A 25,910-nucleotide genomic window follows, 5' to 3' on the forward strand; every position below is an offset into this window, starting at 1 on the left:
ACTTTAATCTTTTGCCTTTGTTTATAAATGTGTAAGGCGATTTCAATCTAACTCATACAGATTGAAATCGCCATTAAAAAACCAGCGATTAAAAGCCTGCTAATACGATCTTACCGATGCTTTTACCTGACTCAATCAGCGTATGGGCTTGGGTTATATGCTCAACGTTGATTTGGCCTAGGTTTTGTCCCAAAGTGGTTTTGATTCTTTGATCATCTACTAATTTTGAAACTTTATTTAAAATATCACCTTGTCGGCTGAGATCTTTGGTTTGGAATGTAGAGCGGGTAAACATCGATTCCCAATGAACAGAAACAGACTTAACTTTAAACGGGTTAATGATAAAGTTTTCAGGATCATCAATTAAACCAAAATGACCTTGGGGTGCAATCAAGTTGGCAATGGCTTGTGTATATCGCCCTGTACCATTAATTGAAAAAATATAATGAGGTAGCCCAATATTCAAGTCTAGGATTTGCTGTTCTAAAGGTTGGCTATGATCCACAATATAATCTGCACCAATTTCAGTCAGCCATGCTTTAGATTCAGGGCGGGAAGCTGTGGCAATAACAGTAAATTCAGTTAGTACTTTTAACAATTGAACCGTAATAGACCCTACACCACCTGCAGCACCAATGACTAAAATCACAGGTTTTTCAACTTTTGTGTCTTGGATTTTTAAACGGTCAAATAACATTTCATATGCGGTGAGTGACGTTAAAGGTAAGGCTGCGGCTTCTGCATCACTCAATGATTTAGGTTTTAGTCCAACGATACGTTCATCGACCAATTGGAATTCAGCATAAGAACCTTGTCTTTGGTTTGAACCCGCATAAAAAACTTCATCACCCACTTTAAAATTTTGAACTTTTTCTCCGATTGCTTTCACGATCCCAACCGCATCATGACCCAAAATTTTCCAAGTATCATTGTCTGGCGAAGTGCGCTGTCGCATTTTGATATCGACTGGATTGATTGAAATGGCTTTGACCTCAATTAGTAAGTCATGACCTGTTGCAACTGGCTGTTCGATTTCGATTTCGGAAAAAACATTGGCTTCTGAAATTGCGAATGGTTTTTTATAAGCAACAGCTTTCATAAGGTTTCACTTTTTATTGGCATATCAAATCAATAGCAAAAAAATCCCAATTAAGAAAGCAAAAAATTGTCAGTTTATGCTTATTGATAAGATTTTATCGAATGGTCTTAATCAAGAAATTTGGACAGCAACAAGCGTATAGGTAAGATAAACAATTGCCAGCATGTGTAAAGCGGCAAAGTCAGCCAATTTTCATGATTCAAGGTGCGGTTAAATGGTTGTCGTCCCTTTTGATAAGACGCTGGAGTAATTCGGTAAGCAAATATGAGTAAAATCACTGCCAATATAAGGAAAAGAGGTTGTGGTTGTTGAGCAAAATAAAAATAGATAAGATACAAGGCGGAATAAAAACTGGTACAGGCCAGTAAGGCTAAAACAGACATTAAACTATCATCCTTTATTGTTATTTGATCAGTTTGAGATACATCGCAGCAGATTAACATTATCTCTGACTTAATTTTAAAATTGTGCGAAAATAGAGTTTCTATTTATTTTTGTTTTAGGACTCCCATGACAGATTCTTCTGCTTCATTAAGTGATATTGAAATTTTAGACATTCTTCAGTCGATGAAATCGGATGAACTGAATGTTGAAGCACAAAAAATCATTCGTGATGGTGGAAAAGCAGGGCGTCAAGAAGCACATAAACAGGCATTGGTTGCTTTACATCAAAGCTTTGAAGACAAACTTGTTGAAGCAGTGACTTTGGCTTTAAATTTAAATGAAGCACAAGCCAAGAAAATTCGTTATAAGAAAGATCGTGTTCGTATTTTAAAAGCAAAAGGTATCGATTATTTAGCCATTGATGGTGCAGAAACTGCTCAAGTGCTATCGCAAGTTGCTCAAGCGATTATTCGTGAAGATGCCACCGTGACGCGTGACCTACATAATATTTTCCCTTTCTGGAAAGAAGGCTGGCCAATGGTACAGTTCGATAGCGCCTATAAAATTTTAGAAGATGACATTTCAATTCATTATCAAGCGTTGCTCGATGTCTTGATTCATCCTTAATTGGATTTGATTGTAAATAAATCATTATTTTAAATAGATGATGATGAAAATAATCTATTTAAAATGAAAAAAAGCCGATATAAATATCGGCTTTTGTCTATTAGTGGAGTGTTGAATAGAGTGGGAATACACCGAGCAGCATGGCTGCAACCAGCATTACCAAGCAGGTCAGAATTGCCCATTTAATGGTGAACTTCTGATGCTGTCCAAATTCGATACCAGCCAATCCACATAATAAATAGGTAGAAGGAACCAATGGTGACAGTAAGTGCACAGGTTGGCCGACAATTGAAGCACGTGCCATTTCTACAGGTGTAATACCATAATGACTTGCTGCTTCTGAAAGGATCGGTAACACCCCATAATAGAAAGCATCATTCGACATAAAGAAGGTCAAAGGCATACTAATCACAGCAGTAATTGGTGCTAAGAAAGGCCCCATACTTTGTGGGATAATCGCCACCAATTCTTTCGACATCGCATCAACCATGCCTGTCCCTGAAAGAATCCCAGTAAAAATCCCTGCAGCAAAAATAATACCCACAACGTTTAGGGCACTACCTGCATGATGAGCAACCAAAGATTTTTGCATATCGACGTCTTTATAGTTCACTACCAATGCAATACAAAGTGCGATCATAAATAAGATCGGTAAAGGCAACACACCTTTCACCAAACAGATCATCAGTACGACGGTTAATAAGCCATTGAACCATCTTAAGTGTGCACGATTCGCTTCTGGATTACTTGAAATTTGAATGTCATCACCATGACTAACATCAAGTTCAATAATACCTAAGCGTTTACGTTCCATGCGACCATACATAAAACCGACAAAATAGAGCCAAAGAATTGCAGCCAGCATTGGTAAAACCATAGGCACAAAGATTTCACTCGCCTCTACATGCAGCGCACTTGCAGCACGTGCCGTTGGTCCACCCCAAGGGGTAAGGTTCATGATTCCGCTTGCCAGCATCATTAAACACGCCATAATCAGCGGGCTCATACCTAATTTTTTATAGAGCGGAAGCATTGCTGCCACACAAATCATGTAGGTGGTTGAACCATCACCATCAAGAGAGACGATGAGTGTCAGGGTAATAGTACCAATAACGACTTTAAGGGGATCACCTTTGACCAGCTTTAAGATGAACTTTACAGAAGGATCAAACAATCCCGTGTCAATCATGATGGCAAAATAGAGAATTGCAAAAAGTAGCATTACGCCTGTTGGTGCAAGTTTTTTCACACCATCAAGCATCATTTCACCGAGCTGTTTGATTTCTAAATGCCCAAGGCTGTCGAAATAGAAGCTAAGACCGTAAGCGATTAATGCAAATAAAATTGGAATAAGTGTGAGTGCTGCAAGCGCAGTCATTCGTCTAGACATGATTAAGTACATAAAGCACAAAATCATGCCCAAACCTAGTACGGTTAGCATAGTTCGATCCTTGAATGAGACTTTTTTAACAGAAGTCTTTTAGTTTTTTAAGCAGAAGCATGCTAATAGTTATTTGATTAAATTAAAATATCCTTGTAGAAATACTGAATTCAGTACTATTTTTTAAATAAATAGAGTATTCAAAACAGATATTTAAAAATGAATATTATTTTTGCACCAAAATGGTTATAAATTATATATTGTTGATTTATATGTTTATTATATTTTTTCTTTTTAATAATTGAGTTCATGTTAATTTTCATATTTTTAAAATTTATAAATCAAAAGCCCATAAGCTAATCAAAGATGCTCTGGAAGTTTTAATATTGAAGCACTACTTTGCATAAAAAAAGCTTAGCAAGGTGATTGCTAAGCTTTAAATACGCTAAAGAAACTTACTGTGAAGAATCTTCTGAGCTTGATGGTTCTGCTTTTTCAAGTAATCGAGTGACCAGTAGCTGGTCAATTTTAAAATGATCTACATCGACCACTTCAAATTTATAACCACCAAAAATCACCGTGTCAGCTGGTTTAGGAATTTTTCTTAACTGATACATCATAAAACCTGCCAGTGTTTCATAGTTTTCTTCATCTGGCATTTCATCAATGGCTAAGGCATGCTTCATGTCTTCAATTGGAGTACTCCCATCGATCAACCATGAGTTGTTATCCCGTTTAATGATTTGTAGCTCTTCATCCATTGGTGTAACCCAGTCGCCCATCACAGTGATCATGATATCTGACAGGGTAATAACACCAACCACAAGCGCGTATTCATTAAATACTACCGCAAATTTTTCTTTGCTTGAGCGGAAGCGGTCAAGAAGTTCAGAAAGGGTCAATGAGTCAGGAATGGTTAATACTGTACGAATGGTTGATTCATGTAATTGATTAATTTTCTGGTTATTCAGAATACGTACTAAAATATCTTTAGCATCTACATAGCCAATCACTTGGTCAATGGTTTCGTTACAAACCAGGAACTTTGAATAAGGGTATTCAGCTAGCTTTTGGCGGATACTTTCTTCTGGTTCTTTTAAAGTAAAAAACACCACGTTTTCACGTGGGGTCATACTAGATGGAACATTACGTTCTTCAAGTTCAAATACATTTTCAATAAAATGATGTTCTTGCTTTTGTAAAACACCTGCCTGAGCACCTGCATCCATCACCGCTGAAATATCATCAAAGGTAATGTTGTCTTCACGTGTTGTATTGACTTTAAACAAGCGGAACAACAAATTAGCCACCGCATTGATAAACCACGCTAAGGGTTTACAGACCACGATGAAGATCTGGATGGGATTAATGACTGAAACCGCAATTTTTTCCGGTGCAATCATTGCCATACGTTTTGGCATTAAATCGGCAAAAAGAATAAATAGTGAAGTGACTAAAGTAAATGAGAGGACAAAGCTAATGGTTTCTGTCCAATTTCCAACATAGAAACGCGAGACAAATTCAAGAAAATAAGGGCGAAAGGCACCTTCACCTAAAATACCGCCAAGAATAGCAACAGCATTTAAACCGATTTGGGATGCGGCAAAGAAATCGGCAGAGTTTTGCTGTAAGTCTAGGACTTTTTGTGCTCTCTCATCGCCAGATTCGGCAAGAATTTTGAGTTTAACTTTACGCGCACCTGCAAGGGCGATTTCAGTTAAAGATAAAAAACCAGCTCCTGCGATGAGGACAGCGATGATTAGGATATTCTGGAACAGGCTCACGAATCCACCTATGGATCATCATTATTATGAGATATTTTTAACACATAAAAGGGGGTGGTAGTGAGTAACACACTACCGATCTGGAATTAGTATAAGCTTGAAATGATAAGAATTTAAGAAAATTCCTATTAATATTGAGAAAAATGCGAATTATTTTGCATAAATTCACGATTTTCTTCTTCAATCATTTGACGTGCAACATAAAGAATCAATTGGCGTAACCAACGATGTGCAGGATGATGATGAAGTAACGGGCACCATGCCATTTTTAATTCAAATTCTGGAATATAAAAAGGCGGATCTTTAATGAGTAAATTTTGGCTTTTGGCTTGTAAACGGGCGATACGGGTTGGTAATGTTGCAATCAAATCGACATTTGAAGCCAACAATGCTGGCATTTGATAATGACGAGTAAAGACTGAAATTTTACGCTTTTGACCAATTCGCTCTAAAGCTTGATCAATCCAACCCAATCCTGCTTGTTTCTCAGGATTCACACCAAAACCGACCCCCATACCTGTTTTTGATACCCAGATATGTTGCGCATCTAAATAACTTTTAAGATTTAAATTACTCGAAGCAGGATGTTTGTTGTTGAGTAGGCAAGAGAAACTGTCACGCCATACTAAAACTTGGTGAAAGCTTTGTGGGATTTCATTAAAACGGTTAATGGCTAAATCAACTTTACCTTGTTCCATGTCACGATATGACACGTCACTTGGTGTTAAAAAGTCGAGTACAACATTCGGTGCTTCTGAGCGCAATGCTTTGACTAGACGAGGAACAAGTGTCGCTTCGGCATAATCAGAGGTCATAATACGGAATACACGGTTTGAAGTATAAGGTCGGAACTCAGTACGAGGTTCCAAAATCATTGATAAATCAGACAGTGCGTCACGGATGCGGGGTTGTAATTCTAAAGCACGTTCTGTTGGTGTCATACCTTCAGAAGAACGAATTAAAAGAGGGTCATTAAATAAATTACGAAGACGACGTAAAATATTACTCATTGCGGGTTGGGTAACACCAAGCTGTTCAGCAGCACGAGTCACATTTTTTTCACGTAAAAGAACGTCAAGGTAAATTAAGAGGTTGAGATCGACCCGCTCCAGATTCATAAAAAAAATACCGAAAATAAAATTTAGAAATCACAGGGGATTATGCCATAAGGAAATGCTTTTGTGTAAAAAGTAGATAAAAAAACAGCAGGCGATTTATTGTTATAGAAGGATCAAGATTTATTGTCTTGGTTTTAAATTGAGATGCATGCTTGAATAAATCCTAATCTCCTCATTATACCTCAAGACCAGCAGATTTTTGAGCAACAGCATTGTTTCTCAATGGATGAATTCGGCGATTATACTTTGTGTGATTATTGATCATTCAGGGTATTTTTATATCAAAAAAATCCAGTTCTGGTTTTTTTGTTACAAGCTCAGACTTAAGTCTAATAGCGATAAAATCAGTAAATTGTCTGCTATTTAAGCAAAAAATAGATGATTGGGTTTTATATAAGGTTTTATAAATTAAAGAGTTATAGATTTTTTATATAATTATAATACGACTTTGATCTACATATTTTTTAAATAAATACTGAAAATTAACTCAGAATATTGGATTAATTTGAGGAGTCAATCTAAGCTAAGACCATAACAACGAAGTGTTCTAAATCTGTACAAACAAATACCGAGTGGATTTAGCTCTTCGATTGATGAAATCCTAATATTATTACAGGAACATATCATGACTACATACCAAACAGCGATTGATGCAATCCGTGAATTAAAAGCAAAATTCGGAAGCACATGGCGCGATATTAGCCCAGAAGATGCTGCGCGTATGCAAATGCAAAACCAATTCAAAACTGGTTTAGATATCGCTAAATATACAGCTGCGATCATGCGTCGTGATATGGCTGAATATGATGCTGACTCTAGCAAATACACTCAATCTTTAGGTTGCTGGCATGGTTTCATTGCACAACAAAAAATGATTGCGAACAAAAAATATTTCGGTACTACAAGCAAACGTTATATCTACCTTTCTGGTTGGATGGTTGCTGCACTTCGTTCAGAATTCGGTCCACTTCCTGACCAATCTATGCACGAAAAAACTTCTGTACCTGCTTTAATCGCTGAAATCTATACATTCTTACGTCAAGCTGATGCGAAAGAACTTAACGATTTATTCCGTGCACTTAAAAAAGCAAACGAAGCTGGTGATACTGCTAAAGCTGCTGAAATCACTGCTCAAATCGACGGTTTCCAAACTCACGTTGTGCCAATTATTGCGGACATCGATGCTGGTTTCGGTAACGAAGAAGCGACTTATTTACTTGCACGTAAGATGATCGAAGCTGGTGCTTGTGCACTACAAATCGAAAACCAAGTATCTGATGCTAAACAATGTGGTCACCAAGCTGGTAAAGTAACAGTTCCACATGAAGACTTTATCTCTAAAATCCATGCATTACGTTATGCATTCTTAGAAATGGGTCTTGATGACGGTATCATCGTTGCGCGTACTGACTCTGAAGGCGCTGACTTGACTCAAAAAATCCCAGTGGTTAAAGAGCCAGGTGATATTGCTTCTCAATATATCAGCTACTTAGACACAACTGAAATTGACATTGCTGATGCTCAAGAAGATGAAATCTTGATTAAACGTGATGGTAAATTACACCGTCCTAAGCGTTTAGCTTCTGGCTTATATCAGTTCCGTGAAGGTACTCAAATTGACCGTGTTGTACTTGACTGTGTGTCTAGCTTACAAAACGGTGCAGATCTTCTTTGGATCGAAACTGCGACTCCAAACGTTGAAGAAATTGCACACATGGTTAACCGTGTACGTGAAACAGTTCCAAATGCGAAGCTTGTTTATAACAACAGCCCATCATTTAACTGGACTTTAAACTTCCGTCAACAAGCTTACGATCGTTGGGTTGCTGAAGGTAAAGACGTTTCTGCTTATGACCGTGCTAAATTAATGAGCGCTGAGTACGATGCTTCTGAATTGGCTGCTGATGCTGACTCGAAAATCCGTACATTCCAAGCAGATGCTTCTCGTGAAGCTGGTGTATTCCATCACTTGATTACACTTCCGACTTACCATACTGCTGCGCTTTCTACTCATGAGCTTGCACAAGGTTACTTCGGTACTGAAGGTATGTTGGCTTATGTTGCTGGCGTACAACGTAAAGAAATCCGTGGTGGTATCGCTTGTGTTAAACACCAAGCAATGGCGGGTTCTGACATCGGTGATGATCACAAAGAAATCTTCTCTGGTGACAATGCACTTAAAGCGCATGACGATGCTAAAAACACAATGAACCAATTCGCTGCTCACTAAGCACTGACTTGATTCGAAGAACCCAGCGTAAGCTGGGTTTTTTTATGGCAGCTGATTAAGTTAACTGTAGGATTTAGTTTACACAGCATATTGTTGTTTGAATTAAATAGAGGTCGATGATGTTAAAACATCGTTAAAGACTGAATCAAATAGCGGATTTTAGCAAAGTTTATTCATGTTGATGTGTATAAGTATTTAAATTATTGTATTCAATAGTGATGACGATACGTTAGAGCGCTTTGTGATATACATTGAGAAAAAGAGGGCTGTATAAAATAAAAATGCCCAATGAAATTCATCAGGCATTTATTGATTAACAATATTGAGTTGTATTGTGTTATTCGCGTATTTTAGTCGTTAAGCAAACTTTGCTAATACGTCTAAGAAACCTTCTTTTTGACGCGGATATTCTGCGATCACATCATGAATACGTTGACCTTCAGGATTGGTTGCATTGATGTCTCGACCATCAGCAACAAACTTGGTCAACAAACGCTCATAGTCAAATGGGCGCATATGTTTAAATGCATGATAAAGTGCATGAAAATCTGTATTGGTACCTTCAGGAGGAAGTTGATCTAAATAGGCAAATACACGCTCGTCTGACCATTCTTCATTGAACGTTGCTGGCTGTGAAAGTGCCATAACAGCATCTCCTCAAAATAAAATAATTCTAAATCAAATGATTGATTTGCAGCATTATATAAACCTTACTGATCTTTTGTTTAATAAGGATAAATACAATATTTAGCTGAAAAAAATCTAAAATAAAAAGGGCAAAATATATTGCATGAGTAAAAGCAATGCTTTTTGACTCTGCCCTATATTTTGCCCTGAATCAATTCACTTGACTAATCAATAATGAAATTATCGTTCTTCAGGTAAATTGATATTCATTTCCAACATTTCAATGTTGGCTTCAGAACGAACTTGCATTTGAATATGCTGTTCATCCACACCACGGACATAACGATTAACCACTTGCATGATTTCTTTCTTCATTTGGTCAATCTTGTCTTGGCTTAAACGTTTGCCCAAACCGTTTTCAGAAGCAACAATAACTTTTAAGCGATCTTTAGCAGTTTGGGCGCTAGATGGTTTGTCATCATTGCTAAAAAGTTTACTCCAAAATCCTGCCATTTCTACGCTCCAAATAACCGTGCTAACCAACCCTTAGGTTTCACTGTAATATGTCGATAAGGACGTTCCTCACCCAAGAAACGCGCAACTAAATCATCATATGCTTGCCCAGCAGATGCTTCTTGGTAAAGAATGACGGGTTTACCTTCATTCGATGCCTGAAGTACGCTAGGGCACTCTGGAATGACGCCTAAAGTTGGTACACGTAAGATATCTTTTGAGATATCATCAATGGTCAACATTTCTTGTTTATCGGCACGTTCAGGGTTAAAACGCGTAATACATAAATGCTTACGAACACGCCCTTCGTTGTTTTCTACTTTTTTCGTCTTGCTGTCGAGCATACCAATAATACGGTCTGAATCTCGAACAGAAGAGATTTCTGGGTTTGTTACAATAATTGCTTCATCTGCATGATACATGGCTAAAATCGCGCCACGCTCGATCCCCGCAGGTGAGTCACAAATAATATAATCGAACTCTTGCGAAAGCTCATCGATTACACGAGCAACACCATCATCGCTCAACGCATCTTTATCACGGGTTTGTGATGCAGGTAAAATATAAAGATTTTCAATATCTTTATCACGAATCAATGCTTGTTGTAAGCGTGCTTCGTTATTAATGACATTAACAAAATCATACACAACGCGGCGTTCACAGCCCATGATCAAATCTAAATTACGCAAACCCACATCGAAATCAATCACAACAGTTTTATGACCACGTAGGGCTAATCCTGTTGCAAAAGATGCACTCGTCGTAGTTTTACCTACGCCACCTTTGCCTGATGTAACGACAACAATTTTGGCCACCGAATCCACTCCTGTTATGGTCATTTTACCCGATTAAACGAGTTTTATATGGTGTTAATTTATACCTTAAAATTGCAAAGCTTCAAACACTAGCTCTTGCTGGTCATTCAAGTAAATATGTACAGCCTTTTTAATGACATCTTGAGGAATGTCATCTGCTACACAATATGTTCCTGCAATAGAAACCAATTCGGCTTCTAGTGAATGACAAAAAATTCTTGCAATGGTGTTACCACCTGCACCTGCAATGACTCTACCACGAACACTGCCATAGATATGTATATTTCCTGAAGCAATCACTTCCGAACCACTGTTAATACCAGCATTCAGTATGATGTCCCCATGATCTTGAACTAGGCATTGACCAGTTCTTAAAATTTCATCATGGTATGAGGTTATATGACTCAATGTTTTAGGTGTATCAACGCTTGCATTTGGGGTCGCCACAGTTGGAGCTTTTACTGGTGTTTCAACCACTTGCTCTTTCGTCGGTTTAATCCGTTGCAATGGACGATCGGCAGGCAAGACTGGAAATTGAATTGCACGTGCTTGATCACCCAATAAACCATCAATCACAGCCATAGGCTGTAAATCTAGACTGATAATAAGTTGAATCAGGGCAATAAGCTCTTGTTCAACTGTAGTATCAATAATGACCAAAGCCCCTTGATAAGAGGTTTCACTCATCATTGAAGTTAATTGCTGGCGGATGGCATCATGATCATTAGTATCGAAGGTTAATCGGGTAAAATTAACCATTCTGCCTGTAATCCGTATATCAGCCATAATTATTCCTTAAAAGGCGTGTGACCTAAATTTTCTATCTAAGCGTCAAAAATTGTGAAATAGGGCAAATGCTAGAACATATTGAATGATTTCTCTAGCAAAGATACAAATATTTTCAATGAATTGCTTATTCTTTGAATCACTCATCTTTTACTTGATCATTTTTTTCTAATTCAAGCTGCCATTGTTTTACTTTCACTTGCTTCCTTAACGATTCTAAACTTTCATAGACTACAGATTCAACTAGTTCTTCAAGCTTCTGATTTTCAATATTTAACTGGCTTAATTTGGTTGAAATCAGTTGATAGGTCGCGTTTGGATTGTGTAAATTGCCTTCAGTGAAAGGTTCCACCAATCCTTGAGTAATATTCTCACCTAACTGTTGCCCAATATTTTGAATCTGATTTTCAATCATACTGCCGGCAATTGGGATCATGCGCAATAATTGAGTCAATTGCGGAGTGTCTTCAATGGCTTGACGTACAATCTGTCCAACATTATGGCTAATTACATGACTTTGTGCTTTTAATTCAGTGGCTAAAGACTCTTGTAAGACTTCCGCTAAGGTTTGTGCAAAACGCTCTCTATGATGGTCAATCAAATCATGAATGATTTTCTTATGACTGGAACTTGTATCTAATTCTTGTTTAATTCCATCAATGACTGTAATCACAACACGATCAGATAATTCTTCCATCAGCACTCGATAATAAAACAGCACACGTTTTAGAATGTTATCGGGAATAACCTTATAACCTAACTCATGAAAATGATAAGCAATAATACCGACCCGAATTAAACGTAAAAAACGTAAATAAGGAATAATTGCTAAAATTTCATACCAATGAATAAATGGAAAGAAAAACCAACGTGCATGGTGTTTGTTGATGATTGCGATGAGCCAGCGAATGCCTAATTCAACAATCAAAAAGGTAATAAACCAGCTTTCCGTTTTAATCACCCATGGGTGCAGATCTGTTTTGTAATACTGTAAAACTTGCGGTAAATGAATTTCATTGAAAAGCCAGTCACCAAAATTACTCATTAAAAAAGCATTGGCACATAAACAGAATAAGTTAAAGATGATAATAAACATCATAAAGATGTCATAACCAAAAGCGATCCACCATCCTCGTGACATATCGTTTTTCGTTTCTGTACTATTTTCGAGTGGTGGAACTTGCTCTGTCATATCCATCCTATTCTGTGGTTTTTCTTCAATTGAAAGTTAGTGGTTATATTTTTGTTTTATGGTGCTAATCAGTTGATCTTTTTCAGTCCATAAATCATCAACCCAGTTTTGAAAGCGTTCGCGATATTCTGCATCATCTTCATAATTGCCGCCTAGTACCCATTCAGGAATCTCAATTTTACGCATATTGACTGCAATTCGAGGGACTTCGCCTAACCAAAACTCGCCATAACCAGGTGCACCATCTGGATACACAATGGTCATATCCACCAATGCATCAATCTTATCACCTAAGATACTTAAAGCGAGTGCAAGTCCACCAGCCTTAGGTTTAAGTAAATTGGTAAAAGGCGATTGTTGTTGAGCATGTTTTTCTGGGGTAAAGCGTGTTCCTTCAAGATAGTTGAGCAGCGTAAAAGGCTGGCTTAATAACTGTTCACAGGCTTTACGTGCTTCTTCCATATCACGTGTTTTCAGTTCAGGATTTTTTGCAATCTGTTCTTTTGTATGGCGTTTCATCATCGGAAAGCCGAGAATTTTAAAGGCTTGCCCGACAAATGGTATGAAAATAAGTTCCCATTTGGTGAAAAAGCGGGTGAGTGGCATGCGTGTTAGACCAAAATATTGGTTTACGGTGGTATCGACCCAACTTTGATGATTACAGGTCATCAAATAACGACCTTGCATATTTAAATCCAAGTTTTCATCAACGGTAATGTCCCATTGTGTTTCAGGAAGAACATGATCAATCAACCAATTATTGACGCTTAACCAACTATTGGTGATGTTGATATTGGTTTCATCCACCTTTTTTGACTTTTTAAATAATTTGGTCAAGCCTAAAGCTAAAACAGGCGGGCCGTGAAAAAAAGTACTACCAGTAATCACTGAGCCAACGGTTAAACCTTTCGTAATTTTTTTTAAAATAGGTTGCTTCTGTTGTTGAGATGACATAGAACAGTCCTAATGATTTATTGTGAGTGCCAGTTCAAGCGACTAGGATATTTTTTACTATCACGTTGCGGCCTTGGAAAATCATGTTAGTCTTGATTTAGCATAACTAGATTTCGGATTTGCTGCTTCGTATTCGCTCAAAAATATACATCGTTGTAAACATAGACGAATTGTCCACAGACTCTAAATATAGTCGTTACAATGCAATTAAAAAAGACACATTTAATGACTATGTATAAATTATGATGATCACATTTGTAAATTTTATTGTAAATATTACAAAATGTAAAAAAATAAGTGATTGTTAACAAAACGCCTATAGTGGTGCTTTGTTTTTTATACCAAAATTAAGCTAACAAAAAACACAACTTGGAGGCATGCAATGCGTGCACTATTAATTACAACACTTACAGCAGGGGCTTTAGTACTTTCTGGCTGTCAAACAACTGGTAATAACATCGGTGGTATGGAGTACGACAAATCTGCTATTGGTGGTTTGATCGGTGCAGCAGCGGGCTATGGTTTGTCTCGTGGTAATGCAAACTCATCTGCACAAAACAATCGTGCAGCAGCAATTGGTGCGCTTTTAGGTGCGGGTACTGGTCTTTATTTAGACAATAAAGAGAAGAAATTACGCCAACAAATGCAGGGTACTGGTGTAGAAGTTAACCGTAATCCAGATGGTTCTGTTGCGTTAATTATGCCTGGTAGCATCACGTTTGATACCAACAAATCAACAATTAAGCCGAACTTCTACGGTACTTTAAATAAAGTTGCTCAAACTTTAATGGAAGATAACAAGAGTGTAATTCTTGTTACGGGTTATACAGATAATACGGGTAATGATTCAATCAATATTCCATTGTCTCAAAACCGTGCGTATTCAGTTGCAAACTACCTTAAAGGTAAAGGTGTAGCGAGCCGTATTGATACTCAAGGTTATGGCTCACAAAACCCAATCGCAGATAACTCAACTGCTGCGGGTCGTGAACAGAACCGTCGTGTTGAAATCAGCATTTATGCAGCAAACTAATATCTGACAAACTAAGAAATCGTAACAACAGTAACGTATTTTTTAGTTGAAGGCATTGAGTTGAAAGCATTGAAAAGGAGTCATGGTTCGCTATGATTCCTTTTTTTATGCTCCAAATTTTTATTTAAACCGCATCAATCTGTTTAAGGTTACGATTCAGATTTTTTATTATTAAAACCAGCGTTGATGCTATAAAGGTCTTTCTTCTTGCTGCTATTTGCTAGCCGTTATGCTGGCTTTTGGTTATGCTTTCGCCACTTGATCACCAGTCAACTGAATAACAACAACTCATAACAAAATAGAGTATTGAAACAAGAAGGTTTGAAACTAAAGCAGAATTTAACTGAAATTATTTTTATCTGGTTTTTATATTGGAAAAATTCAAATTAAGCATTTTGCAACTCTACTTTAGATGACTATAATCGAGCTCGAAGTTTTTAGAGGATGAACAATGTCGAAAGCAAGTCAACTGAATGACAAGCAACTTGAAGCCATGAAATATACTCAAGGACCCTTGTTAGTACTTGCAGGGGCGGGTTCAGGTAAAACCTCAGTAATTACAAGAAAAATTGCGTATTTGGTTCAACAGTGTGGGATTCCTGCACATCGAATTACCGCAATGACCTTTACCAATAAAGCTGCACGTGAAATGAAAGAACGTGTTGGTAAGTTGTTGGGCAAAGAAGAGGGCAAAGGGCTTTCGGTTTCAACCTTCCATACCTTTGGTTTAAATTTATTACGAATTGAGCTGAAAAATACTCCACTGAAAAATAACTTCTCAATCCTTGATGCCGATGACTGTAAGCGTATTCTTATGGATTTGATGCATCGTGATAATTTATCGGGCGCTGAAAGCAAAGAATTAATTGCTAAAGCCATGAAAAAGATTTCAGATTGGAAAAATGATTTGATTGTGCCTGAACAAGCACATACGACTTGTGAAACACCAGAAGATGTGCAATTTGCCCACTTGTATCAATTATATGAACGAAATTTACGTGCTTATAATGCCGTAGATTTTGATGATCTGATCGTGATGCCAACACGCCTCTTACAAGACAATGCAGAAGTTCGTGATCGTTGGCAAAACCGAGTTCGCTATCTACTTGTGGATGAGTATCAAGACACCAATACCGCGCAATATATTTTGGTAAAATTATTGGTCGGTGTGATGGGGCAGTTCACCGCTGTAGGTGATGATGACCAATCCATTTATGCATGGCGTGGTGCAAAGCCTGAAAATATGGCATTGCTCAAAGAAGATTTCCGCAATTTAAAAGTGATTAAGCTGGAGCAAAACTATCGCTCTACCAGTCGTATTTTAAAAGCCGCGAACCATGTCATTGAAAATAACCCACACATTTTTGATAAAAAGTTGTGGAGTGATAAAGGCCATGGTGAAGTCATTCGAATCATCACCTGTCGTAATGATGATGATGAATCTGAACGCGTAGTAAAAGACCTGCTCACGCATAAATTGATGAATGGCAAAAACTGGAAAGATTATGCGGTGTTGTATCGCGGAAATTTCCAAGCACGTGTATTGGAAACTCAGCTACGTCAAATGCAGATTCCATACAAGCTCTCTGGTGGTCAATCTTTCTTTGGTCGTGCAGAAATTAAAGATGTGATGAGCTACTTGCGTATCATCATCAACCCTGAAGATGACAGTGCTTTCCTTCGTATTATCAATACGCCTAAACGTGCGATTGGCCCAGTAACACTTGAAAAGTTAGGTCTTTTTGCCCAAGAAAATCATTTATCACTGTTGGCTGCGGCAAGTGATCAACGCTTAACTATGGTAATGCCGAAAAAGGCCACTACACAATTGGCTGAGTTTGCTGGCTTTATCAATGATTTCACTCGTGAATTGTTAGATGACGATGAACCTGTTCCTAAAATTCGTCAAATGATGAATGATGCAGGCTATATCGATTATTTACGTGAAACTGCTGCAACGCCTGCACAAGAAAAAACCAAGATTGATAATGTGGAGATGCTCTATACCAGTATTCAAAGCTTAATCAACCGTGCTGAAGATGTAGATGAAAAGAACATTGAAAGTGTGATTCGTAAAATGGTGTTGCTAGATATGCTTGAGCAACAACAGGAAGATGAAGACACCGATAAAGTTAACCTGCTGACATTACATGCATCTAAAGGTCTGGAATTTCCATTTGTTTATATTATGGGCTTAGAAGAAGAGCTTCTGCCACATAAGAACTCCATTGCCGCGGAAACGATTGAAGAGGAACGCCGTTTAATGTACGTGGGTATTACCCGTGCACAACAAGGTTTAACCTTAACTTTGGCTGAGCAGCGTAAAAATGGTGGGCAAATGAAACAAATGACCCCGAGCCGCTTCTTAGATGAATTACCACAAGATGAGTTGGATTGGTTAGGACGTAAGAAAAAATTAGCTGAAAATGTTGATCCTAAACAACAGGCACAGCAATATTTACAAAACTTAAAAGCGTTATTAAAACGTTAATTTTTTAAATCAGTTCTTTTATTTTTCTTTCGATTTGCTTTTAAACAGATCGGAAGACATTGAAGAACCTTTAACAGCTTTATTTAACCAAGGATTTCAATATGAAAGTTCAAGTAAAAGTACTTGATCAACGTTTAGGTCAAGAATGGCCAATGCCAACATACGCAACAACAGGTTCAGCGGGTTTGGACTTACGTGCATGTGTAGAGGAAGCGATTCAAATTGAACCTGGTCAAACTGTGCTAGTTAAAACAGGTATGGCCATTTATATTGAAGATACTAATTTTGCTGGTCTGGTTTTACCACGGTCGGGCTTGGGCCATAAGCATGGGATCGTATTGGGCAACTTGGTGGGCTTAATTGATTCAGATTATCAAGGCGAATTGATGGTTTCTGTTTGGAATCGAGGTCAAACCACCTTTACTTTAGAACCAGGTGAGCGTTTAGCACAGTATGTTTTGGTGCCTGTAGTTCAAGCGCAATTTGATATTGTAAATGAATTTGAAGCGACTGAACGTGGTGCTGGTGGTTTTGGTCACACTGGGAAGAACTAGATTTTTCTCATTATTTTAAAGCCTGATTTATCAGGCTTTTTTAATGTAATATTGAATTGTAACAAAAAGTATGTATAACGCTGTATATAAAATTGAATATATTATCAAGAGTTTTTTAGTATATTGCATTTGACCCGATATAAATATTCTCATATAAATGAATTGCTTGCTTATCATTAGAGCGATAAAGCTGACGAAATAAAGGGTTAAGCAAATAGAAGTTTTGCTTATGAAAAAGATGAATGATTTTCCTTTTCAGATTTTCCGCGCTTATGATATTCGTGGAAAAGTTGAAATGATGCCACCTGAATTGATTCAGGCAATCGCATATGCTTTAGTTGATCAACTGATTGAAAAGGGTCAATCAAAAATTACCTTGGGATACGATGCTCGATTAAGTAGTCCTGCGTATGCTCAAATTATCAAACAAGTATTTCAAAATAAAGACATTGAAGTGACTGAAATAGGTTGTTGTGCTACCCCACAATTGTACTTTGCTGCAAGAAATACGCAGGGCAATGGCATCATGGTCACAGCCAGTCATAATCCAAAAACTGACAATGGTATTAAATGGATTATGCAGTTTGAGCCACCGTCTCCTGAAATGATTCAAAACATAGGCATTCAAGCAAAAAATTATCTGCAAAGTCATCAGTTGCCATGGATTGATGCAAAATCTGTGATTCTAACTACGACTCATCAAATTAAATCTGAATTTTGTCTGTCCTATCAGTCTGCATTATTAAAAGATATTCATTTAACCCGACCGCTCAAAGTCGTGATTGATGGCTTAAACGGTTCAGCAGGATTTTGTGCCAATCTTGTTTTAAAAAAATTGGGTTGTGAGGTGATTGCATTACGTTGTAATGCTGATGGAAACTTCCCCGACCATGCACCGGATCCTTCACAAGCCACGCATTTAGAATTATTACGACAAAATGTACTTAATCATCAGGCAGACATTGGTATTGCTTTAGATGGTGATGGCGATCGTGTGGTTTTGTTGGATGAAAATGCCCATATTATTTCAGCGGATCGGCTTTTAGCATTGTTTGCCCAAATGTGTTTAAAAGATCATCCACAGCATGAAATTGTATTTGATGTGAAATGTTCATCTATGGTACGTCAAGTGGTTGAACGCTTGGGCGGTCAAGCCAAGATGATTCGGACTGGGAGTAGTTTTTTACGCAAATACATGTCGCAATCAAAAGGCCAAGCTGTCTTTGGTGGTGAGTACGCAGGTCATTATGTATTTAATGATGGGCGTGGACTTGGTTATGACGATGGTTTGTATGCGGCTTTACGTGTGATGGAATACTTATGTTGTTTTCCTCAAGCAACATTGTCTGAAATTTTAGCCTGTTATCCTGACCGTTTTTATACTGAAGATACTTATATCAGTACCCATCGTACTGATCCGAAAATTGTTTTGAATGAGATTGAACAGCTCAGTCAACAATTTGGTGCTGAGCTGAGTAAAATTGATGGTGTTCGCCTTGATTTTGAGCATGGTTTTGGCATTATTCGGGCATCAAATACAGGTGAATATTTTACCGTACGTTTTGATGCAGATTGTCCAAATTGTTTAAATGAAATTCGTCAGACATTTGCGTCTATGCTCAGTGATCGTTATCCTATGATCGCCCAAGATATTCTACAGGCACACTGATTTCTTGCATCATCCATATTCATCAGTCTAATTCCTACAGCTCACTAAGGAGAGGCGAATGCCACATCAGCATACTGGCATCGACAAAGCGCAAATATTGACAGAGGCTTTGCCATATATTCAACGATTTTCAGGTAAAACACTCGTTGTAAAATATGGCGGCAATGCAATGACTGATCCAGAGTTGGAAAGCTCATTTGCTCGCGATATCGTTTTACTCAAAACTGTAGGTTTAAATCCGATTGTCGTACATGGTGGTGGTCCACAAGTAGATTCATTGCTTAAACAGTTGGGCCGTGAGTCTGATCGTATTGATGGAATGCGGGTAACGGATCCTGCAACCATGGAAGTGGTCGAGATGGTTTTAGGCGGCAGTGTAAATAAATCTATCGTTAATCTGATTAATCAGCATGGTGGACGTGCCATTGGTTTAACGGGTAAAGACGGTAATTTATTGCGTGCTCAAAAGCTCTTGATGGAAAAGACACTTGCAGATGGTACAGTCACGCAAATTGACTTAGGTTTGGTCGGGGAAGTGACTGGGGTTAAAACTGACGTTTTAGAAATGTTTACCCAAAGTGATTTTATTCCAGTGATTGCGCCTTTAGGTGTAGATGAAGACGGTCAAACTTATAATATCAATGCAGACTTAGTCGCAGGTAAAGTGGCAGAAGCTTTAGGTGCGGAAAAATTGATTCTATTGACCAATATATCAGGTGTTTTAGATGAAAATAAAAACCTCCTAACGGGTCTTAGTACTCAAGAAGTCGATCGTCTCATTGAAACTGGGGTGATTTATGGGGGAATGATTCCTAAAGTGGGTTGTGCCTTAGATGCGGTTAAAGGTGGGGTTGTGAGTGCGCACATTGTAGATGGACGGGTACCTCATGCAACACTCTTAGAAATCTTTACCGATCATGGTGTAGGAACCTTAATTACCAATCGTGCCAAGCCTCAGAAATAATTTTTAATCAGTACATTATTTTTTTTAAATGCCAGTGTGAAAACATTGGCTTTTTTGTTTTACCGATTTTATTTCAAATTCACCATTCATAGCGTGTTTTTAAACGGTCATTTTTTCGTCATATAAGTGTCATCGGGATTGCCTAGTGTAAGTAAAAGCTCAAGGAGTCGAAAATATGTTCGCAAAATTAAATCAGTATCGTCAGAACTTCCAGAACTTAAATTTACCCTTACCAAAACCTAAAAAAGCACAATCACAATATAAATTTGAATGGGTTGAAGACCTGAAACAACTCAAAGAAGTACAAAAATTTCGTGCAGTACAATTCGCAGATCAGTTTGGCATTACATTTGAAAATGGATTAGATCAAGATTTATATGACCTTGATTGTGAGCATGCAGTATTACGTGATAAATGGAGCAATGAGATTGTTGCCTATACACGCCTGAAGTTGATTCAGGGGCATGAGCTTGCACGTAGTTATAGCGCACAAGAATTTGATGTTTCTCAACTTTCACATCTATCTAATATTGTGGAAATAGGCCGTACTTGTGTACATCCGCGTTATCGTAATGGACGTGCATTGTCGATGTTGTGGTTAAATTTGGTTCCGACAGTACTGTGGAAAATGAAGGCAAAACACTTAATGGGATGTGTCAGCATTCGTTTGGAAGACAATAAAGCACGTGCTTACTATACGCATCAGCATTTGAAGAAAATGACTGCCAAACAGTCGATTGATATAAAGGCAAATCTCGCTTTTGAACCAAGTCATCCAGAGTATAGCTTTCCACAAGATGAACGAATTCCAAAGTTGTTTGATGTCTATTTGAAAATGAATGCGCGTTTATCGAAACAGGCATATCACGATGAAGCATTTAATTGTTTAGATTATTTTGTCTTTTTAGATGTCAATGAAATTGCCAAAAATTTTGTTTTAAACAAAATGGTTAATCGCTGAGTGTCCGAAAAATAAGGGGATTTAGAGTTTGATCCGCGAATAAGTACCCAATTATTCTGCTGATCTATGTTAAGTGATTGGTCTAATATGCATCTGTTTGCAGTTATTTTCAGTTATTGAGATTTGCAAGCAGATGCGTAGTCATGCACAATATTCTTATAAATAAAATGCTGTATGAATACACTATGTGCCAATTGCTTGGAATGAACTGCGCTGCTCCCACTGATATTACTTTCTCATTTCGTGGGTTTTCTCAACGTGCAGGAATAACCTCTGATCATTCTGATGGGTTTGGTATTGCCTTTTTTGAAGATAAAGCATGTCGTTTATTTGTCGACAATCAATCTGCAGTCTTGTCACCGATTGCTGAACTGGTACGTAACTATCCAATCAAATCACGGAATGTCATTGCGCATATTCGCAAAGCAACTCAAGGTAAAATTACCTTAGAAAACTCTCACCCCTTTATTCGTGAGTTATGGGGCAGACAGTGGATTTTTGCACACAATGGTGATTTACATAACTTTCATCCACATTTGTCGGGGCGTTTTACCCCTGTAGGCAGTACCGACAGTGAGCTGGCATTTTGTTATTTGCTTGAACAACTGGTTTTAAGATTTGGTTATTTTGAACCGAGTTTAAATGATGTATTTGCCTTGCTTGAAGAAATTTCACCTAAAATTGCAGAATATGGCACTTTTAATTTTTGCCTCTCCAATGGACAAGCATTGTTTAGTTATGCGACAACGAAGCTGCATTGGATTGTACGTAAGTATCCATTTACATATGCACGCTTAGTTGATATTGATGTTGATATTGATTTTAGTCAATTTACAACAAAAGAAGATCGTGTTGCCGTGATTACCACAGAGCCGTTAACTCAAAATGAAGTTTGGACCGCATACCAGCCTGGTGAGATGATTTTATTTAAAGATGGTCAAGTGATAAAAACAGCAACAACACATGTCGAAAGACTTGCTCGTGAGGCTGCTGATCCAAGTTTGGTTAGAGTCACCAAGGCAGATCAATATTAGTTTGATCTGAATGAATTCATGTGATGATTGGGGGAGGTATTATTCGCTAACTCCATGTTTTTTAAATATAAATCATTGTAAAAATAAAAAATAATTCAATTTATCTAGCCCATTCAGGTTTTTATAGGTGCTTTTGCACCAACTATAGATGCAAGAATTATCTTAGATCGATAGTAATTTCTTTATCATTCATTTGCAGGCTTTTTCACGATATCCTGTAAAAATTACTTCGGATTATTTATTGTAAATCGCATTATTTTGAATGATCAAAGTCTCATATTCAATTGTATAGGATGGTCATCTTTGAGACTTAACGGAATATTTTGATGTTGTTAAAGCAAAGAGAAGATAATGAAATAATAATGTTTAATTATATTTTATTGAAAAAAATGAGTAATAATATCGTTATAATTTTTTAAATATTAAAGATCTTTCATAAATCAAAAAATGATGATGTAGAGTGAATCATATTGGTATTGAAAGTTCCTTCTCGCTTTGGGAGAAGGCTAGGATGAGGGCGCTTTTAGGTTGATTTATGGTTTTAAAAAGGACTTATGAAAGAAGTCTATTATATAAAATTGTCATGATAAAATTTATACTTCAACTCTTTTAAAAGTGGATCATGAAATAAGTAGAATAAAAATAGCACATATAAAATATTTTTAATTGAATAACGAAAGTTTTTAAAAATATAACAAAACCACAAAAGAATAGTTTTCCTTATTTTGTAAAAATGATCTTAGTGCACTTTTATCACGAGAAATCATGTTGAAAATAGTAAAAAATATCATTTGACGTAGTTTTTAAAATTTTTATATTACACATTCATAATCATTTATTCATTCTAAATAACAAATATAAGCAATCAATAAAATTATTTAAACTTAATAATTGGTTAAAAAATATCTTACTCTTTTAGTGCGGATTAAAATATTATACAAGTATAAACAATAACTTAATTTATTTCATAGTTTTTTTAATGAATCCCGACTAATACAGTTTATTTTTATTTAGAGAGATAGCCGTTAATATGGTTGCTGAAGGTCAAAACATTATTTAAAGGTGATCGTATGAAGATGAGGTGGATTCCAGAATATAATACGGGTATCGATGTGATTGACGACCAACATAAAAGAATTTTAGAGTACATCAATGAACTTGATGAAATCGGAATGATAACGGATCGTGTTCGTATTAAACAAATTCTTGATAATATTATTGACTATACACAATCACATTTTACCTTTGAAGAAAGCTTACAAGAAGAAGCGGGTTATAAATACCGTGTTCCTCATAAACGTGTACATGACTTATTTATTAAACGTATCGAAAGTTATCGTATCAGTTTTGAAGAAGGGCATTCTATTGAAAAAGAATTGCATGAGGTGTTGTCTAAATGGTTAATTAATCATATTCAACATGATGATGCAGATTATGTGGGGGCTGTAAAATTAAATATGATGGGGATCATTAAAGAAAACGAGAAGAAAAAAGGCAAAAATTGGTTTGCAAGATTTTTTTCATAATTTACAGGCATTTTATGATTGTGAAATTATGGGAATCACCAGCTCTCTAACTAAAAAAATTCAGAGGGGATAAAAAGAAATAACAAAGATTATAACAATATCTAGCGCAGCAAATCATCGAGGGGTGATTTGCTTTTTTCTTTTAAGCTTTGATTTTCAGCATCGACAAAGGCAAAATAGCAGAACTTTTTACGAAACACCTCATGCAGGATTATTCTATGTCACGATGGTTATCGCCGCTCATGGCATTTTGTTTATCATTTATAATTATCGCAGGCTTAGCTCCAAGTCTGGGTATTCAAATTGATCGACAAATTGATTTTTGGATATTGTGGTTAGTGTCAATGCTGGTGTTGGCATTGCCGATTACTTATTTAGAAGTTGCTTTAGCAAAGCGTTCTAAAACAACTGCACTCAATGCCTTGTCTAGCTTAACTCGTGATGCTGACGCATCTCAATCGTGGCGTATTGTGGGTTGGCTGGCTGTTATCTTTATTCCATTCTTAGCGGGCGGGATTTTATTCAATATTAGTCAAAGTACTGTGCAGATTGCGAATTTACCGATAGAAGGTCATTTGTTATTTGCAGGTGCCGCTGTAGTGGCTTTTGCTTTGTCTTTTGCACCTCGTCAAATTTTAGTGGGCTTGATCACGCTAGGCGTGCTGCTTTCTTTAATCCTTGCACAGGTTTTCGGTACACACTTATCCGCTTGGCATGTTACTCCTGTAGAGTTTAAAGAGTGGGGCAATGCAACGATTTTAGCCCTTGTAGCCACAGGTCTCGGTTTAGGCTTGTATTGGCAAACCAGCTTGTTGAATGTTCAACAGAATAATGAGGCATCTAAAACAGCTTTCCCGATTTGGATTGCGCAATTGGTTGCTGTGATTGCCTTTGGTTTTTTTGCAGCTTCAGCACAAATCCCTGCCTATACTTTATTATTTACTGCTGTCATTTCAGCCGCGTTATTATTACAACTAGGCAAAGAACAGTTAGCTCAACGCCAAGTCGCAATACTTATTCAATTTGTGGTGTTGTTGGTGGCATTGTTCATTTGGGCAATTCCTAACATTGCAGTGCTGTTTAATCCATTGCTGATGATTTGGGGCTTGGTCATTTGCTTGATTTATTCAATCTTTGTGGGTTGGATTATGAAAATCAGCCATCTGCGTAAAGCAATCAATTTTAGCTCAGAAGCGTTTTATAATATTTGGCGTATTGCGGTACGAATTGTTTTACCTTTGAGTATTGTGTTGGCATTGGTATCCTATATTGGACAGTTAATTTAAGGGTCAGGTGATTCTCGTGGCAAAGATTTGGGTGGCATATGCTGCCGAAAAGCAACAATTTCACATTGAGTTACAATTTTCTCAAGGCATGACGATTGCCGATGCAATTGCGCAAAGTGGATTGGCGCAACAAGTAGAATTGCCTGAAAATTTTAGTTTTGGTATTTTCGGAGTGAAAATAAAAGCACAATCGCATTTGCTACAAGCAGGTGATCGTGTTGAAATTTATAGAGCTTTAACGATTAATCCAAAAGATATCCGTCGCAATCGCGCAAAAGCAAATCCTGTCGGACGTTACTGCCGTGGCAATCGCTATCAACAATTGTTATTTAAATAAGGCGTTATTTACAATAATCGCTTTAAACAATTGAATGCATATGAAAAACCCCTCATTGAGGGGTTTCTTTTTATCGCAAAGTGTCTATAGTGGGGGCGCATTCAATATTGCTTCTTTAGAAGCAGGTAAACCAGGTTGAGACTCAGGAATGGTTTCTAAACCTTCAATTTTGTTTACGACACCTGATTGATCAAAATAAACCTTTAAATGTTGGCCATGTGCTGCGGGAATCTTCGCTTTTTTCGCGTAAGTTCCTGGGATATAGTTGTAAATGTAATCCCATCGTCCTGGATTCAATGGATCTGAGACTGTTGGGCTACCCAACAAGAATTGTACTTGTTGGTAGGTCATACCGACTTGAATTTTTGAAGCTTGAGCTTGGGTTAACGGTGTTCCCTGAGGAATATCGACTTTGTATACTCCAAATACAGAACAACCACCAAGTAAAGAAGCGACGAATAACGTCAGCATGATTTTTTGCATTTTGCTACACTATCCCAAATTAATTATGATGCAATTGATCCAAGGATAGATCATACTGCATC

General features: G+C 37.3%; 24 protein-coding genes. 12 read left to right on the top strand and 12 right to left on the bottom strand.

Translation table 11 applies throughout. From position 1 onward, the window contains the following. Positions 1 to 88: 88 nt before the first annotated feature. Both AC07WY_RS10850 and AC07WY_RS10855 read right to left on the bottom strand, forming a co-directional pair. Positions 89 to 1,099 (bottom strand): zinc-binding alcohol dehydrogenase family protein, encoded by a 1,011-nt coding sequence (locus AC07WY_RS10850; protein ID WP_096733339.1) that lies wholly within the window; start codon positions 1,097 to 1,099, stop codon positions 89 to 91. Positions 1,100 to 1,206: 107 nt separating this feature from the next. After that, complete coding sequence (locus AC07WY_RS10855; RefSeq protein ID WP_494736354.1) at positions 1,207 to 1,482, bottom strand: hypothetical protein; 276 nt, start codon at positions 1,480 to 1,482, stop codon at positions 1,207 to 1,209. Positions 1,483 to 1,609: 127 nt separating this feature from the next. Between AC07WY_RS10855 and AC07WY_RS10860 the strand changes: the two genes are divergently transcribed. Next, complete coding sequence (locus tag AC07WY_RS10860) at positions 1,610 to 2,110, top strand: hypothetical protein (RefSeq protein WP_004819381.1); 501 nt, start codon at positions 1,610 to 1,612, stop codon at positions 2,108 to 2,110. A gap of 100 nt (positions 2,111 to 2,210) precedes the next feature. Here the strand turns inward: AC07WY_RS10860 and AC07WY_RS10865 are convergent, their stop codons facing one another. The 3 genes from AC07WY_RS10865 to AC07WY_RS10875 all read right to left on the bottom strand — a co-directional run bounded on the left by AC07WY_RS10865 (position 2,211) and on the right by AC07WY_RS10875 (position 6,393). Beyond that, positions 2,211 to 3,551 carry a CitMHS family transporter gene (locus tag AC07WY_RS10865; RefSeq protein WP_004722773.1) on the bottom strand — a complete coding sequence of 447 codons (1,341 nt, stop codon included), beginning with the start codon at positions 3,549 to 3,551 and terminating at the stop codon, positions 2,211 to 2,213. Positions 3,552 to 3,946: 395 nt separating this feature from the next. Further along, on the bottom strand, positions 3,947 to 5,275 hold the full coding sequence (gene paeA, locus AC07WY_RS10870; RefSeq protein ID WP_034610998.1) for a polyamine export protein PaeA: 1,329 nt from the start codon (positions 5,273 to 5,275) through the stop codon (positions 3,947 to 3,949). 128 nt (positions 5,276 to 5,403) lie between these two features. After that, on the bottom strand, positions 5,404 to 6,393 hold the full coding sequence (locus AC07WY_RS10875; RefSeq protein ID WP_004722769.1) for a LysR family transcriptional regulator: 990 nt from the start codon (positions 6,391 to 6,393) through the stop codon (positions 5,404 to 5,406). A 625-nt stretch (positions 6,394 to 7,018) separates the two neighbouring features. On the opposite strand from AC07WY_RS10875, the gene AC07WY_RS10880 reads away from it, so the two are divergent. Beyond that, positions 7,019 to 8,623 carry an isocitrate lyase gene (locus AC07WY_RS10880; RefSeq protein WP_004722767.1) on the top strand — a complete coding sequence of 535 codons (1,605 nt, stop codon included), beginning with the start codon at positions 7,019 to 7,021 and terminating at the stop codon, positions 8,621 to 8,623. Between the two features lie 357 nt (positions 8,624 to 8,980). Here the strand turns inward: AC07WY_RS10880 and AC07WY_RS10885 are convergent, their stop codons facing one another. The 6 genes from AC07WY_RS10885 to yihG form a co-directional block, all read right to left on the bottom strand. Further along, complete coding sequence (locus AC07WY_RS10885) at positions 8,981 to 9,268, bottom strand: PA4642 family protein (RefSeq protein WP_494736355.1); 288 nt, start codon at positions 9,266 to 9,268, stop codon at positions 8,981 to 8,983. A gap of 222 nt (positions 9,269 to 9,490) precedes the next feature. Then, positions 9,491 to 9,763, bottom strand: a complete 273-nt coding sequence (gene minE, locus AC07WY_RS10890) for a cell division topological specificity factor MinE (protein ID WP_004722763.1) — start codon at positions 9,761 to 9,763, stop codon at positions 9,491 to 9,493. 2 nt (positions 9,764 to 9,765) lie between these two features. Continuing rightward, complete coding sequence (gene minD / locus AC07WY_RS10895; protein WP_004722761.1) at positions 9,766 to 10,578, bottom strand: septum site-determining protein MinD; 813 nt, start codon at positions 10,576 to 10,578, stop codon at positions 9,766 to 9,768. 66 nt (positions 10,579 to 10,644) lie between these two features. After that, a complete protein-coding gene (gene minC / locus AC07WY_RS10900) occupies positions 10,645 to 11,364 on the bottom strand; it encodes a septum site-determining protein MinC (RefSeq protein ID WP_494736356.1) in 720 nt (239 codons plus the stop codon). A 139-nt stretch (positions 11,365 to 11,503) separates the two neighbouring features. Continuing rightward, complete coding sequence (locus AC07WY_RS10905; protein WP_494736357.1) at positions 11,504 to 12,556, bottom strand: preprotein translocase subunit SecA; 1,053 nt, start codon at positions 12,554 to 12,556, stop codon at positions 11,504 to 11,506. A gap of 36 nt (positions 12,557 to 12,592) precedes the next feature. Continuing rightward, on the bottom strand, positions 12,593 to 13,510 hold the full coding sequence (gene yihG / locus AC07WY_RS10910; RefSeq protein ID WP_004722754.1) for a 1-acylglycerol-3-phosphate O-acyltransferase, YihG family: 918 nt from the start codon (positions 13,508 to 13,510) through the stop codon (positions 12,593 to 12,595). Positions 13,511 to 13,892: 382 nt separating this feature from the next. Here yihG and AC07WY_RS10915 point away from each other — a divergent pair, with 382 nt between their 5' ends. The 10 genes from AC07WY_RS10915 to AC07WY_RS10960 all read left to right on the top strand — a co-directional run bounded on the left by AC07WY_RS10915 (position 13,893) and on the right by AC07WY_RS10960 (position 25,365). Continuing rightward, positions 13,893 to 14,543, top strand: coding sequence for a YiaD family glycine zipper/OmpA-like lipoprotein (locus AC07WY_RS10915; RefSeq protein ID WP_004722751.1), 651 nt, complete (start codon positions 13,893 to 13,895; stop codon positions 14,541 to 14,543). Between the two features lie 451 nt (positions 14,544 to 14,994). Further along, positions 14,995 to 17,034 carry a UvrD-helicase domain-containing protein gene (locus AC07WY_RS10920; RefSeq protein WP_004722749.1) on the top strand — a complete coding sequence of 680 codons (2,040 nt, stop codon included), beginning with the start codon at positions 14,995 to 14,997 and terminating at the stop codon, positions 17,032 to 17,034. A gap of 101 nt (positions 17,035 to 17,135) precedes the next feature. Further along, positions 17,136 to 17,588 carry a dUTP diphosphatase gene (gene dut, locus AC07WY_RS10925; protein WP_056514627.1) on the top strand — a complete coding sequence of 151 codons (453 nt, stop codon included), beginning with the start codon at positions 17,136 to 17,138 and terminating at the stop codon, positions 17,586 to 17,588. Positions 17,589 to 17,817: 229 nt separating this feature from the next. Beyond that, positions 17,818 to 19,257, top strand: a complete 1,440-nt coding sequence (locus AC07WY_RS10930) for a phosphomannomutase/phosphoglucomutase (protein WP_262085190.1) — start codon at positions 17,818 to 17,820, stop codon at positions 19,255 to 19,257. Positions 19,258 to 19,315: 58 nt separating this feature from the next. Continuing rightward, complete coding sequence (gene argB / locus AC07WY_RS10935; RefSeq protein ID WP_004722746.1) at positions 19,316 to 20,221, top strand: acetylglutamate kinase; 906 nt, start codon at positions 19,316 to 19,318, stop codon at positions 20,219 to 20,221. A gap of 175 nt (positions 20,222 to 20,396) precedes the next feature. Beyond that, positions 20,397 to 21,182: a GNAT family N-acetyltransferase gene (locus AC07WY_RS10940; protein WP_004819394.1), complete on the top strand. Its 786-nt coding sequence runs from the start codon at positions 20,397 to 20,399 to the stop codon at positions 21,180 to 21,182. A gap of 185 nt (positions 21,183 to 21,367) precedes the next feature. Further along, complete coding sequence (locus tag AC07WY_RS10945) at positions 21,368 to 22,216, top strand: class II glutamine amidotransferase (protein ID WP_494736419.1); 849 nt, start codon at positions 21,368 to 21,370, stop codon at positions 22,214 to 22,216. 1,070 nt (positions 22,217 to 23,286) lie between these two features. Then, entirely contained in the window at positions 23,287 to 23,742 is a 456-nt protein-coding gene (locus AC07WY_RS10950) for a bacteriohemerythrin (protein WP_494736358.1), read from the top strand. Positions 23,743 to 23,945: 203 nt separating this feature from the next. Next, on the top strand, positions 23,946 to 25,028 hold the full coding sequence (locus tag AC07WY_RS10955) for a hypothetical protein (protein WP_262085191.1): 1,083 nt from the start codon (positions 23,946 to 23,948) through the stop codon (positions 25,026 to 25,028). A gap of 16 nt (positions 25,029 to 25,044) precedes the next feature. Continuing rightward, positions 25,045 to 25,365: an RnfH family protein gene (locus AC07WY_RS10960; protein ID WP_004722741.1), complete on the top strand. Its 321-nt coding sequence runs from the start codon at positions 25,045 to 25,047 to the stop codon at positions 25,363 to 25,365. A gap of 84 nt (positions 25,366 to 25,449) precedes the next feature. On the opposite strand, the gene AC07WY_RS10965 is transcribed toward AC07WY_RS10960, so the two are convergent. Beyond that, positions 25,450 to 25,848, bottom strand: a complete 399-nt coding sequence (locus tag AC07WY_RS10965) for an outer membrane protein assembly factor BamE (RefSeq protein WP_004722739.1) — start codon at positions 25,846 to 25,848, stop codon at positions 25,450 to 25,452. Between the last annotated feature and the right edge of the window lie 62 nt (positions 25,849 to 25,910).

The sequence above is a fragment of the Acinetobacter sp. GW821-FHT01C12 genome (genome assembly GCF_059422625.1).